At 66.0% G+C, this 12,911-nt stretch carries 13 protein-coding genes and 1 pseudogene; 9 read left to right on the top strand and 5 right to left on the bottom strand.

Annotated elements, in window-relative coordinates; all coding sequences use genetic code 11:
* Positions 1–45 precede the first annotated feature (45 nt).
* Together EHF44_RS02225 and glnK are read left to right on the top strand one after the other, a co-directional pair.
* On the top strand, positions 46–2,118 hold the full coding sequence (locus EHF44_RS02225; protein ID WP_124682225.1) for an NAD(+) synthase: 2,073 nt from the start codon (positions 46–48) through the stop codon (positions 2,116–2,118).
* 65 nt (positions 2,119–2,183) lie between these two features.
* A complete protein-coding gene (gene glnK, locus EHF44_RS02220) occupies positions 2,184–2,522 on the top strand; it encodes a P-II family nitrogen regulator (protein ID WP_006162803.1) in 339 nt (112 codons plus the stop codon).
* 72 nt (positions 2,523–2,594) lie between these two features.
* Here the strand turns inward: glnK and EHF44_RS02215 are convergent, their stop codons facing one another.
* The 3 genes from EHF44_RS02215 to trxB all read right to left on the bottom strand — a co-directional run bounded on the left by EHF44_RS02215 (position 2,595) and on the right by trxB (position 4,990).
* Positions 2,595–3,236: a trimeric intracellular cation channel family protein gene (locus EHF44_RS02215; RefSeq protein WP_124682224.1), complete on the bottom strand. Its 642-nt coding sequence runs from the start codon at positions 3,234–3,236 to the stop codon at positions 2,595–2,597.
* 4 nt (positions 3,237–3,240) lie between these two features.
* Positions 3,241–3,906 (bottom strand): Smr/MutS family protein, encoded by a 666-nt coding sequence (locus EHF44_RS02210; protein ID WP_124682223.1) that lies wholly within the window; start codon positions 3,904–3,906, stop codon positions 3,241–3,243.
* 130 nt (positions 3,907–4,036) lie between these two features.
* Positions 4,037–4,990: a thioredoxin-disulfide reductase gene (trxB, locus tag EHF44_RS02205; RefSeq protein WP_124682222.1), complete on the bottom strand. Its 954-nt coding sequence runs from the start codon at positions 4,988–4,990 to the stop codon at positions 4,037–4,039.
* 181 nt (positions 4,991–5,171) lie between these two features.
* On the opposite strand from trxB, the gene EHF44_RS02200 reads away from it, so the two are divergent.
* The 3 genes from EHF44_RS02200 (at position 5,172) to EHF44_RS02190 (ending at position 8,740) form a co-directional block, all read left to right on the top strand.
* Positions 5,172–7,502, top strand: coding sequence for a DNA translocase FtsK (locus EHF44_RS02200; protein ID WP_124682221.1), 2,331 nt, complete (start codon positions 5,172–5,174; stop codon positions 7,500–7,502).
* 131 nt (positions 7,503–7,633) lie between these two features.
* A complete protein-coding gene (gene lolA, locus EHF44_RS02195; protein ID WP_124682220.1) occupies positions 7,634–8,269 on the top strand; it encodes an outer membrane lipoprotein chaperone LolA in 636 nt (211 codons plus the stop codon).
* 63 nt (positions 8,270–8,332) lie between these two features.
* Positions 8,333–8,740 (top strand): hypothetical protein, encoded by a 408-nt coding sequence (locus EHF44_RS02190; protein ID WP_124684969.1) that lies wholly within the window; start codon positions 8,333–8,335, stop codon positions 8,738–8,740.
* Between the two features lie 33 nt (positions 8,741–8,773).
* Here the strand turns inward: EHF44_RS02190 and EHF44_RS28275 are convergent, their stop codons facing one another.
* Entirely contained in the window at positions 8,774–8,947 is a 174-nt protein-coding gene (locus EHF44_RS28275) for a hypothetical protein (protein ID WP_172965997.1), read from the bottom strand.
* Between the two features lie 172 nt (positions 8,948–9,119).
* The gene (locus tag EHF44_RS02185; RefSeq protein WP_124682219.1) at positions 9,120–9,803 is read right to left on the bottom strand and encodes a hypothetical protein; all 684 of its coding nucleotides are present in this window, start codon (positions 9,801–9,803) and stop codon (positions 9,120–9,122) included.
* 226 nt (positions 9,804–10,029) lie between these two features.
* On the opposite strand from EHF44_RS02185, the gene EHF44_RS02180 reads away from it, so the two are divergent.
* The 4 genes and pseudogenes from EHF44_RS02180 (at position 10,030) to EHF44_RS02170 (ending at position 12,910) form a co-directional block, all read left to right on the top strand.
* On the top strand, positions 10,030–11,343 hold the full coding sequence (locus tag EHF44_RS02180; RefSeq protein WP_124682218.1) for a replication-associated recombination protein A: 1,314 nt from the start codon (positions 10,030–10,032) through the stop codon (positions 11,341–11,343).
* Positions 11,344–11,465: 122 nt separating this feature from the next.
* Positions 11,466–11,636 (top strand): annotated as a pseudogene (locus EHF44_RS28950) (PAAR domain-containing protein); the annotation flags it as partial.
* 9 nt (positions 11,637–11,645) lie between these two features.
* Positions 11,646–12,017, top strand: a complete 372-nt coding sequence (locus EHF44_RS02175; RefSeq protein ID WP_253699938.1) for a hypothetical protein — start codon at positions 11,646–11,648, stop codon at positions 12,015–12,017.
* The gene (locus EHF44_RS02170) at positions 12,014–12,910 is read left to right on the top strand and encodes a glycine zipper family protein (protein ID WP_124682216.1); all 897 of its coding nucleotides are present in this window, start codon (positions 12,014–12,016) and stop codon (positions 12,908–12,910) included. The genes EHF44_RS02175 and EHF44_RS02170 overlap by 4 nt, the downstream gene beginning before the upstream one ends.
* Position 12,911 lies beyond the last annotated feature (1 nt).

The raw sequence follows: 12,911 nt of genomic DNA, 5'->3' as shown, positions 1-12,911 counted from the left end.
CCTATCCGTTTCCCGATGTCCACTGCCGCCCCCGCGGCCCCCGACATGACGCACCCCTTTCACAATCTCTATTCCCACGGCTTTGCGCGCGTGGCCGTTGGCGTACCCGAGTGCCGCGTGGCCGATCCCGCCTACAACGCCACGCAGACCATCGAACTGGCCCGCCAGGCTGCCGATCGAGGCGCGGTGCTGGTGGTCTTTCCCGAACTGGGCCTGCCGGCCTATACCTGCGACGACCTGTTCCACCAGCGCGCGCTGCTGCGCGAGTGCGAGCTGGCGCTGCAGCGGATTGTGGAGGCATCCACCGGCATCCGGGCCGCGATCCTGGTCGGCATGCCGGTGCTGGTGGAGCACCAGTTGTTCAACTGCGCCGTAGTGGTGGCCAACGGCGTGGTGCAGGGCGTGGTGCCGAAGTCCTACCTGCCGAACTACTGGGAATTCTACGAAGCCCGCCAGTTCAGCAGCGGCGACTGCGCGGCCGTCGACACGGTGTCGCTGCTGGGCGCCGAGGTGCCGTTCGGGGCCAACCTGCTGTTCGACATCGAGAACATTCCGTTCTTCCGCTTCCATGCGGAAATCTGCGAGGACGTGTGGGTGCCGATCCCGCCGTCGTCGTTCGCGGCGCTGGCCGGGGCGACGGTGCTGGTGAACCTGTCGGCGTCGAACATCGTCATCGGCAAGTCGGGATACCGGCACCAGCTTGTCTCGCAGCAGTCGGCGCGGTGCCTGGCGGCCTACCTGTACACGTCGGCCGGCAAGGGCGAGTCGACGACCGACCTGGCCTGGGACGGCCAGGCGCTGATCTACGAGAACGGCGAGCTGCTGGGCGAATCGGAACGGTTTGCCGATACGTCGCACCTGCTGTTCGCCGACGTGGACCTGGAGCGCCTGTCGCGCGAGCGCATGCACCAGACGTCGTTCGGCCAGTCGGTCCGCCGCCACAAGGACGAGGTGGAAAAGTTCGACGTGGTCGCGTTCCGCATGGAGCTGCCGACCGGGCAGGACCTGCCGCTGGAGCGCAAGGTCGAGCGCTTCCCGTACGTGCCGGCCGACCCGCGCCGCCGCGACGAGCGTTGCATGGAGGTCTACAACATCCAGGTCCAGGCGCTGGTGCAGCGGCTGTCGTCGAGCCGGATGCAGAAGGTGGTGATCGGCGTGTCGGGCGGGCTCGATTCCACCCACGCGCTGCTGGTCTGCGCCAAGGCGATGGACCGCCTGGGCCTGCCGCGCGCCAACATCCTGGCCTACACGATGCCGGGCTTTGCCACCAGCGACCGCACGCTGAAGCAGGCGCGCGAGCTGATGGAGGTGGTGGGCTGCACGGCGCGCGAGATCGACATCCGGCCGAGCTGCCTGGCGATGCTCAAGGACCTGGACCACCCCTACGCGCGCGGCGAGGCTGTCTACGACGTGACGTTCGAGAACGTGCAGGCCGGCGAGCGCACGAACCACCTGTTCCGGCTGGCCAACCACAACGGCGCCATCGTGATCGGCACCGGCGACCTCAGCGAACTGGCGCTGGGCTGGTGCACGTACGGCGTGGGCGACCATATGTCCCACTACAACGTCAACGCCAGCGTGCCCAAGACGCTGATCAGCCATCTGGTGCGCTGGGTGGCCGACACGGGCCAGGTGCTGGACACCGGCAAGGATGTGCTGCTGGCGGTGCTGGACACCGATATCAGCCCCGAACTGGTGCCGGCCGGCACGGCCGAGGATGGGCAGGATGAGGCCCCCGGGCAGAAGACCGAGCAGATCATCGGCCCGTACGAGCTGCAGGATTTCAACCTGTACTACACGCTGCGCTACGGCTACACGCCGTCCAAGGTGGCATTCCTGGCGCTGCACGCCTGGGGCGACGTGGCGCGCGGCACGTGGCCCAACGGGCCCCATGTGGCCCGCAACAGCTACCAACTGCCGGAAATCAAGCGCATCCTCGGGATCTTTGTCGACCGGTTCTTCCGCACCAGCCAGTTCAAGCGGTCGTGCATCCCCAACGCACCAAAGGTGGGATCGGGCGGATCGCTGTCGCCGCGCGGCGATTGGCGGGCGCCCAGCGACGGCGAATCGGCGGTCTGGATGCGCGACCTGGACCGCATTCCGGACGAGGCCGGCTGACTGGCATGTGGTGTTTCGGGCTAGAATCTGACATCTTCCGACACCTTTAGAGACAGAGGCCAGCCATGAAGCAGATTACCGCCATCATCAAACCGTTCAAGCTCGACGAAGTGCGCGAAGCACTGGCCGACGTGGGCGTGACCGGTCTGACGGTGACCGAGGTAAAGGGGTTTGGCCGCCAGAAGGGTCATACCGAGCTGTACCGCGGCGCCGAGTACGTGGTCGACTTCCTGCCGAAGATCAAGATCGAGGTTGTGGTGGCCGAGAACCAGCTCGACACCGTGCTCGACGCCATCGTCAAGGCCGCCCACACGGGCAAGATCGGCGACGGCAAGATCTTCGTCACCGAGATCGAACGCGTCATCCGCATCCGCACCGGCGAGCAGGACGAAGCGGCGGTGTAAGTGGTGGCTTGAGAGAAAAAACCGGCCTGCGGGCCGGTTTTCTCGTTTTTACGCCGGCCGCCATCCGGAGACTCAGCTTGGCAACTTCCATCCAAACTGCACCGACAGCAGCCGCATGCCCATCGTGACCAGGGCGCCGGACAGCAGGGCCACTTCCTGGTCGGCGCGCAGCCACGTCAGGCCCACGTAGACCCAGCAGCCGACGAACGAGCAGGTGGCGTAGGGCGAGCGGTCGCGCAGGATCATCGGCAGCTCGTTGCAGAGCACGTCGCGCAGCACGCCGCCAAAGACGGCCGAGATGATGCCCATCATGACCGCCACGGTGGGCGTCATCTGCGCCACCAGCGCCAGCGAGGTGCCGGTGACGGAGAACAGGCCCAGGCCGATGGCGTCGGCCACCAGCATGGCGCGGTCCGAGGCGACCGTGCTGACCACGCGGAACACGATGGCGGCGCCGATCGACATCGCAAAGATCAGCAGCACGTAGTACTCGTGCTCGACCCAGTAGAACGGGCGGCGGTCCAGCAGCACGTCGCGGACGGTGCCGCCGCCAAACGCGGTGGCAAAGGCGACGATGAACGTGCCCACCGCGTCCAGCCGCTGCTTGCGCGCGTCCACCACGCCCGACACGGCAAAGGCAAGGACCCCGGTGATCTCCATGACATGGAGGATCAGGGGCAGCCGCCCCATCAGCAGATCGAACGGCAGGTGCATGGGTTCAAGGTTTGGGCTGGCGCAGCAACACCATCAGGGCACCCGCGCCGCCTTGCGACTCGCGGGCCTGGACGAAGGCAATCACTTCCTCTTTCTGTACCAGCCAGCTACGGACCTTGCCCTTGAGCACGGGCAACTTGTCGGGCGAGCCGATGCCCTTGCCGTGGATCACCCGCACGCAGCGCACCCCGTTGCGCACCGACCGGCGCAGGAAGGTGGCCAGCGCCTCGCGGGCCTCGTCGCTGCGCAGGCCGTGCAGGTCCACCTTGTCCTGCGGCACCCATTCGCCGCGACGCAGTTTCTTGATCACATCCTCGCCAATGCCGGGCCGGCGGAACGACATGGTCTCGTCGATGTCGAGCAGGTTCTCGACGTCGAATTCGTCGGACAGCGATGCCTCCAGCACGGCCTTGTCGTTGAGCTGGGTCTGGATGGCGACGGGTGCCGGGCGCTTGGCCGGGGGCTGCACGCGGTTGCGGTCGCGCAGGGTGCTGACCGTGCCGATGCTGGCGCGGAACACGTTGGCTTCTTCCTCGGCGCGCCGGGCGGCGGCCTCGGCGGCCACGCGCGCGGCCTCGCGGCGCTCGGCGTCGGCCTTCAGGTCGTCACGCAGCGTGGCCAGGTCGTGCAGGCCGAATCGCTTGGAAGGGGGCTTGGCGCCGTGCGGCATGGCAAAAACCTCAAAAAACGCTCGGCTTGATTATAAGGAAATCGGGGACGGCCGCTGGTCGAGGCGGGCGTCCCCGATGGGCATGGCGTACCGGGCCGGCAACAGTGCCGGCCGGCAGTGGTCGACAGGCTTACTGCAACGCTTCCACGTAGCGCTGGGCGTCCAGCGCGGCCATGCAGCCCGTGCCGGCGCTGGTGATGGCCTGGCGGTAGACGTGGTCCTGCACGTCGCCGGCGGCGAACACGCCCGGGATGTTGGTGGCCGTGGCGTCGCCCGTCAGGCCGCTCTTGGTGACGATATAGCCGTTGTTCATCTCCAGTTGGCCGACGAACAGGTCCGTGTTCGGCTTGTGGCCGATCGCCACGAACAGGCCGGAGACCTTCAGGTCCTCGGTCTGCGCCGTGTCCTTGGTGCTGCGGATGCGCAGGCCGGTCACGCCCGACTGGTCGCCCAGCACCTCGTCCAGCGTATGGTCGTAGCGCAGTTCCACGCGGCCTTCCTTGACGCGCTGGAGCAGGCGGTCCACCAGGATCGGCTCGGCGCGGAACTTGTCGCGGCGGTGGATCACGGTGACCTTGCTGGCGATGTGCGACAGGTACAGCGCTTCTTCCACGGCCGTGTTGCCGCCGCCGATCACGGCCACTTCCTGGTTCTTGTAGAAAAAGCCGTCGCAGGTAGCGCAGGCCGACACGCCGCGGCCCATGAAGCTCTCCTCCGACGGCAGGCCCAGGTACTGGGCCGAGGCGCCGGTGGCGATGATCAGCGCGTCGCAGGTGTACTCGCCCGCGTCGCCCACCAGCCGGATCGGCTTTTCGGTCAGCTTGGCCGTGTGGATGTGATCGAAGATGATTTCGGTGTTGAACCGCTCGGCATGCGCCAGGAAACGCTGCATCAAGTCCGGGCCCTGCACGCCGTTAGGATCGGCGGGCCAGTTCTCCACGTCGGTCGTGGTCATGAGCTGGCCGCCCTGGGCCAGCCCGGTGATCAGCACCGGGTTCAGGTTGGCGCGCGCGGCGTAGACGGCGGCGGTGTAGCCGGCCGGGCCGGACCCGAGAATCAGCACTTTTGCGTGTTTTGCAGACATGATGCGTTCCTGTAGGCAGCAAATGACCCGGCGCGGTATTCGTGCCGGCGTCATGCGAAACCGCCATTATATGTGGCGCGGCGTTTGCCGACTGTTGCAAATTCCAATGGAGGCGATAGGGGCCGGCGAGGTTAAAATGGCCGCCATCGTCCACTCCGCACGATCGTACAGACCCTGACGCATGGCTCGCGCAACCACGACTACCCGGACCGACCCCTCGGCACTTCCATCGCGCATCGGCAAGCTGCTTGGCGAGGTACGCTGGTTCCTGCTGCTTGCCGTGACGCTCGGCTTCCTGTGCGTGCTGGCCAGCTACAGCAAGGCCGACCCGGGCTGGTCGCATGCCAGCCAGGTGTCCGATATCCATAATCTTGGCGGCCGCGTGGGCGCCTGGGTGGCGGACGTGCTGTTCTTCGTCTTCGGCTTTTCCGCGTACTGGTGGAGCGTGCTGCTGATGCGCCGCTGCTGGCGCGGCTGGCGCGTGCTGACCGCCGAGCTGCCCGAGCGCATGCCGGACCCCCAGCACAGCACCGCGGTGAGCTGGATCGGCTTTGCGCTGACGCTGATGTCCAGCATGGGGCTGGAAGCGGTGCGGATGTACCCGCTGCGCGCCGCGCTGCCCCGCGCGCCGGGCGGCGTGCTGGGCGACCTGCTCGGCGGCTGGCTCCAGGTGGCGCTTGGGTTCTCGGGCGCCACGCTGCTGTTGCTGCTGATGTTCGCCATCGGCCTGTCGCTGTTCTTCCATTTCTCGTGGCTGTCGGTGGCCGAGCATGTCGGCGGGTTCGTCGAGACGCTGTTCATGGGCTTCAAGGCCCGCCGCGAGAAGAAGCAGGACCGCATCATCGGCGCCGCGGCCAAGGTGGAGCGCACCGAGACCGTCGAGGTCCAGCGCGTGAAGCAGGAAGAAGCCGCGCCGGTGCAGATCGTGCGCCCGCAGGCCGTGCCCAAGCACGAGCGCGTGGAGCGCGAGAAGCAGCAGCCGCTGTTTGCCGATATCCAGGACTCCGACCTGCCCCCGCTGTCGCTGCTGGACCCGGTGCCGGCCCACCAGGAAACGGTCAGCGCCGAGACGCTCGAATACACGTCGCGCCTGATCGAGAAGAAGCTCAAGGACTTCGGCGTCGAGGTCAAGGTGGTGGCCGCCTACCCGGGCCCCGTGATCACGCGCTACGAGATCGAGCCGGCCACCGGCGTCAAGGGCAGCCAGGTGGTGAACCTGGCGCGCGACCTGGCGCGCAGCCTGTCGCTGGTGTCGATCCGGGTGGTGGAGACCATCCCCGGCAAGAACTACATGGGCCTGGAGCTGCCGAACCCGAAGCGCCAGACGGTGCGGCTGGGCGAGATCCTGGGCTCGCACGTCTACAACGAGAGCGCGTCCAGCCTGACCATGGCGCTGGGCAAGGACATCGCCGGCAAGCCGATGGTGGCCGACCTGGCCAAGATGCCGCACTGCATGGTGGCCGGCACCACGGGCTCGGGCAAGTCGGTGGGCATCAACGCGATGATCCTGTCGCTGCTCTACAAGGCCAAGGCTGACCAGGTACGGCTGATCCTGATCGACCCGAAGATGCTGGAAATGAGCGTCTACGAGGGCATCCCGCACCTGCTGTGCCCGGTGGTGACGGACATGCGCCAGGCCGGCAACGCGCTGAACTGGGCCGTGGGCGAGATGGAGCGGCGCTACAAGCTCATGAGCAAGCTGGGCGTGCGCAACCTGGCCGGCTACAACAAGAAGATCGACGAGGCCGCCGCCCGCGAGGAAAAGATCCCGAACCCGTTCAGCCTGACGCCCGACGCGCCCGAGCCGCTGGAAAAGCTGCCGACGATCGTGATCGTGATCGACGAACTGGCCGACCTGATGATGGTGGTGGGCAAGAAGGTCGAGGAACTGATCGCCCGGATCGCGCAGAAGGCGCGTGCCGCCGGCCTGCACCTGGTGCTGGCCACGCAGCGGCCGTCGGTCGACGTCATCACGGGCCTGATCAAGGCCAACGTGCCGACGCGGATTGCGTTCCAGGTGAGCAGCAAGATCGATTCCCGCACGATCCTGGACCAGCAGGGCGCCGAGGCGCTGCTGGGCATGGGCGACATGCTCTACCTGGCGCCCGGTACCGGGCTGCCGGTGCGCGTGCATGGCGCGTTCGTGTCTGACGACGAGGTGCACCGGGTGGTCGAGAAGCTCAAGGAGGGCGGCGAGGCCAACTACATCGAGGGCATCCTCGAAGGCGGGCTGGTGGATGGCGACGGCGCCGGCGACAGCGTGGGCGGCGGTGCCGGCATCGGCGGGGGCGGCGGCGAGGCCGATCCGCTCTACGACCAGGCCGTGGAGGTGGTGGTCAAGAACCGCCGGGCGTCGATCTCGCTGGTGCAGCGGCACCTGCGCATCGGCTACAACCGCGCGGCGCGGTTGCTGGAGGACATGGAAAAGGCCGGGCTGGTCTCGGCGATGTCGGGCAACGGCAACCGCGACATCCTGGTGCCGGCCGGCAGCAGCGCCACGGCCGACGACTGACGCGCGCGGCCCCCTCGCGCGCGGCCGGAAGTGACGGGTAATATACCGTTACGCCGGTCACAGCCTGTCGCGGAATTGCGGGCAGGCCGTCGGCTCTTATCAGATATTCGCCAAAAACAAGGATCGATTCCATGCGACATCGCATTCTCGCGCCGCTGTGCGCGTCGCTGGCGCTGCTGGCCGCCGTGCCGGCCGCGCACGCTGCCGCCACCGACCAGTTGCAGACCTTCGTGACCAGCGTGAAGACCGCGCGCGGCGAATTCACGCAGAAGCAGATCAAGGGGCAGGGGGGGGACGCCAAGGTGGCCGGCACGTCCAGCGGCACGTTCGCGTTCTCGCGGCCGGGCAAGTTCACGTGGCGCTACGTCAAGCCCTACGACCAGTTGCTCCAGGCCGACGGCCAGACGCTGTACATCTACGACAAGGACCTGAACCAGGTGACCGAGCGCAAGCTGGACAACGCGCTGGGTTCCAGCCCGGCGGCCATCCTGTTCGGCAGCAACGACCTGTCGAAGAACTTCGACGTGAAGAACGGCGCCACGCGCGACGGCGTGGAATGGCTGGAACTGACGCCCAAGTCGAAGGACACGCAGTTCGAGCGCATCGGCATCGGCTTCAAGGGCGGTAACCTGGAGGCCATGGAGCTGCGCGACGCGTTTGGCAACACGACGCTGCTGACGTTCACGGGGATCCAGAAGAACCCGTCGCTGCCGGCGGACGCCTTCCGCTTCACGGTGCCCAAGGGCGCCGACGTGATGAAGCAATAAGACACCGACGCCCACGCCATGAAAGACGCCCCCGCTTTCCACCGTATTTCCGCCATTTCCGCCATGCCCACCCTGCGCGCGCTGGGCCGTGCCGCCGCGCCGGGCGGGGCGCTGGCTGCCGCGCTGGTGCTGTCCGCCTGCGCGCACAACCACGCGGCCCGCTTCGATGTCGACGCGTTCCTGCGTGGCTCCGACACGGCGCTGCCCGAGGTGCTGGGCAACACCGACTTCCTGAAGGCAACCCGGCTGGCGCAGAACGATTGCGCGACGCTGCTGCAATCGCCACACAACGGCGTGCTGGAAGACCTGCCGGCCAGCAACACGACGCGCGGCCCGGCCTGGATCCTGCATCCCAAGGCCACGCCGGACAAGGTCTGGCTGATTGTGGGCCAGCCCAACGGCGACCGCAGCTGTCACGGCCCGTTGCCGGCCGATGCGATGCAGACGTTGACCGATCGCGCCAAGGGCTGAGTCATGCCGGGCCCGCAGGCCCGGCCCGTGGCGTTACGACGACGCCAGCGACTCGCGCGCGTAGCGCTGGCGCGGCTTGGGTAGCGCCTGCAACTTCTCGCGCCGGATGCGGATCGCTTCCGCATCGCCGCGCTTGATGGCGGTGCGCAGTTTCAGCACGGCTTTCTTGTACTGCTTCTTCTTCCGCATCCGGGTCGTGATGGCCATGGCAGTGACGCTCCTCTGGTAGCAGGCCGGCACCAGCGCCGGCCGTCAGCCATGGTACGGCGCGCCGGCCGCCCGGTTGCCCCAATTCCGAAAGAATTCATATCGCACCGCAAAGCGTTGCAGGGGAGCAGTGCGGCGCGCGCCACATTATGTGATGTATCGAGCGCCCGGCTCAGAGCAGGAAGCGCCGGTTGTCGTTCTCCGCATAGCGCGGCTCCACCTTCCGGAACTTCAGCTTGGTGCTGCTCTTGAGCTTGCGCCCGGCCAGCTTGCGCTGGAGTTGCCGATGGACGGCCCGGATATGGCCCACGGAATCCTGCGCGTACGGCTTGCCGTCGGTGGCGCCGGCCAGCCCGCCACCGGCGGCCAGCGCGGCGTTGTGGGCCGCTGCCGAGCGGGCGATCAGCACATCCAGATACTGGCGGGCGCGCACGGCGGCGTGGAGCATGCCGTCGGCCGGGTTCTGCTTGGCGCGCACGGCGTCCTGCGGCAGCCGCACGTTGGCGGCAATGCGGCGCAGCGCGGCGCGCACTTCGGCGCCGTCGAGGTCCGCCTCCTGGACGATCCAGACGGCGTCGTGGCGGATCCAGCCTTCCACGTCCATCATCCGGCGCAGCAGCGCGGGCTGGAGCAGCCGGCCGCCGTAGCGGCGCGTGCGGCGGATGGCGGCCAGGCCGATACGGCGCACGTGCGGGTTCTCGTGCTCGAACAGGTCCGTGATGACCTGGTCGGCCTCCTCCTGCGATGCAATCAGTTCGGCAAACTGCCCGGCCAGCGAGATTTCCTCCACGCCGTTGAGCTTGTTCTTGCTCGCCAGCCGGTTCAGCTTGAACATCAGCATGCGGTATCGCAGCATACAAATCCCCGAAATTCGCAAACAATGGTTCTGAAGTGGGCCGCCGGTCGTGGTGCCGGCGTCGACGCTTCCCGCGGGCATGAAACGCGGGCCATTGGACGTTATCGGCGCAACCGGAGCGGGCTTTAGGGCCGCACGCCAAAAAAAGTGACCGCCGGCCGATGGTCTACACTGTGGCGTTCCGCGCCGCTGCGGCGGCCGCAACCAGACTGAAAGGCTCCAGACCGTGGCGGATTCGTTGTTCTCCGACCCTCCCGAACGTTCCCGGCAACCGCTGGCGGAGCGGCTGCGCCCGCGCAATATCGACGAAGTCATCGGCCAGCAGCACCTGCTGGGCGCCGGCAAGCCGCTGCGCGTGGCATTCGAATCGGGCGAACCCCATTCGATGATCCTCTGGGGCCCGCCCGGCGTGGGCAAGACCACGCTGGCCCGGCTGATGGCCAGCGCGTTCGATGCCGAGTTCATCGCGCTGTCGGCCGTGCTGTCGGGCGTCAAGGACATCCGCGAGGCCGTGGAGCGCGCCGAGCAATACCGCGCCCATGGCCGCCGCACGCTGGTGTTCGTGGACGAGGTGCACCGGTTCAACAAGAGCCAGCAGGACGCCTTCCTGCCGCACGTGGAAAGCGGGCTGTTCGTGTTCATCGGCGCCACCACGGAGAACCCGTCGTTCGAGGTCAACGGCGCGCTGCTGTCGCGCGCGGCGGTCTACGTGCTCAAGAGCCTGGACGAGGCCGAACTGCGGCAGCTCGTGCTGCGCGCCAGCGAGGAACTGGGCGGCGTGCAGTGGGACGACGAGGCCCTGGGCCTGATCGTCGGCTCGGCCGACGGCGACGGCCGCAAGCTGCTCAACAACATCGAGATCGTGGTGCGCGCCGCGCGCAATGCCGGCGTGGCAACCATCGACACGGCCCTGCTGGGCAGCGCGCTGTCCGAGAACCTGCGCCGCTTCGACAAGGGCGGCGACGCGTTTTATGACCAGATCAGTGCGTTGCACAAGTCGGTGCGAGGTTCGCATCCGGACGCCGCCCTCTACTGGTTGACGCGCATGCTGGACGGAGGCGCCGACCCCCGGTATCTGGCCCGGCGCATCGTCCGCATGGCCTGGGAGGATATCGGCCTCGCCGATCCGCGAGCCATGCAGATCGCCAACGACGCAGCCCTGACCTACGAGCGGCTGGGCAGCCCGGAGGGCGAACTGGCGCTGGGTCAGGCGGTGATCTATCTGGCCGTCGCCCCCAAGAGCAACGCCGGCTATAACGCCTATAACCAGGCGCGCGCGTTCGTCAAGCAGGACAAGAGCCGGGCGGTTCCAGTCCATCTCCGGAACGCACCGACCAAGCTCATGAAGGAACTGGGATATGGCCATGCCTACCGATATGCGCATGACGAGCCCAATGCCTACGCCGCCGGGGAAACCTATCTCCCGGACGGCATGACCGCGCCGAACTGGTATCAACCGGTGCCCCGTGGGCTGGAGCTCAAGATCGGGGAGAAACTCGCCTTGCTGCGGAAGTGGGACGAGGAGGCGGGGGGGAAATAAGGTTCTGCCCGAGCCGATTTTTAAGCCAACGCAATCAGATGAATAACAAAGTCCCTGCCGACTGGCGGGGCTGGCGCTGCCGTGATAACTGTCGCGTTTCTCTATTCCGACAGTAGAGTGATATGCAGCGTTTCTTTCTGAAAGTAGGCGACAAGTCCACGAGTGGTGGCACGGCTGTAGACGAACTACCCCTCTGTACCCATATGGGAACCGCCTTGACATTCCTAGGTGCTCAGGTTGTGTGCCCGGCTTGCCGAAGTATCGGCCGAATCGTTCCGGCCGGTCCAAGGAGACCATACAACATGATGGGCAAGGAAGCTGCCCTGAGCGGTGATTTGTGTGCGTGCCGCTGCTCGCCTCCTCCCGTCATGGTTGCCTCGCAAAGCACCATGTCCCAAACGTTCGAAACGCACGAACTCGCGAGTATGGGATTTGCCGCCAATGGCATGCCATTGAAGGAGGAGTCGAGGGGGGATTTCGACGAACTCGTAAGGGTGGTGGACGGCGACGGTCGTTCTCTTTGCGGTGTCCCTTTCCATATCCAGACGAAAAGCGGGACTATTCACAAAGGCGTGACGGACGAGAACGGTCATTGTCCGCGTGTATGCACGGGAAGCTGCGAACACCTCGAGATCGCAATCGGCATCGAGGCAGTGAAAAGGTGGCACGCATGAGCAGCTACCTCTACCAAATTCTCACCAACGACAGAAAGGACTCTCAGTACGACGTGCTCGGGCATTTGATGCCCGCTCGCATGTTTGTCTTTGTCGTTGTGGATGAACCGGGTGCGCAGGGTTTCCTGGTCCGCCGCGTCTATGCGTCAATCGATGATCCTTACCTGAAGAAACTGGAGCTTTCTCCTTTGCAGGTCCAGCGGGAGGTTTTTCCCGAGAAGTTCGGCCTTTGGGGCAAGAATCAATACTCCACAGCATCCATTGCCGAGCATGTTATGGGATTCGAGAAGATCACGAGTTATGCCTCCGCCAGTACGGAATTCCCCGAGGGGGCCAGCCGCATGCGCGGCAAGATGGTTTATGTCGATATAGCCAAGGCCAAGCGAGCCGGCGCCCAGCTTGTGACCACGCAGGAGATTCGACACGCGCTGCAGGAGTATTCCCGCCAGAATCCCCATCTCAAGAAACGCGTCGAAAAGATCATGAACTACGCCGAGAATCTCGACAAGGAGGTATTGGTTCGGCCGAATCCCGACGTGCCTGCCTCCGGCGTTTTTACCAAGAACGGGCTGGCAACTTCACTCGCCATCGTTAAGTACGCCCGTGTGGTTCAGGTGATCGGGATCGGCTTCACTGCGTATGACCTTGGGAATGCCACCGAGAAGTCTTTCGAGACCAAGAGTATCCGGCCCATCAGCAAGGAAGTTGTGCAGCAGGTCGGCGGATGGGGAGGGGCGATTGCAGGAATGAAGATTGGCGCCGCTTACGGCGCTCTGGCCGGAATCGAAACCGGGCCCGGCGCAATCATTACGGGGCTGATTGGTGGCATCATCTTTGGCTCCATTGGTTACTTCGGCGGTGGTGTCGTCGCCGACCAGATTCCGGATAAGTAAA

Source organism: Cupriavidus pauculus (assembly GCF_003854935.1).
Lineage (GTDB): Bacteria > Pseudomonadota > Gammaproteobacteria > Burkholderiales > Burkholderiaceae > Cupriavidus > Cupriavidus pauculus_C.
The sequence above is the reverse complement of the archived record's forward strand: the minus strand, read 5'-3'. Positions and strand labels throughout refer to the sequence as shown.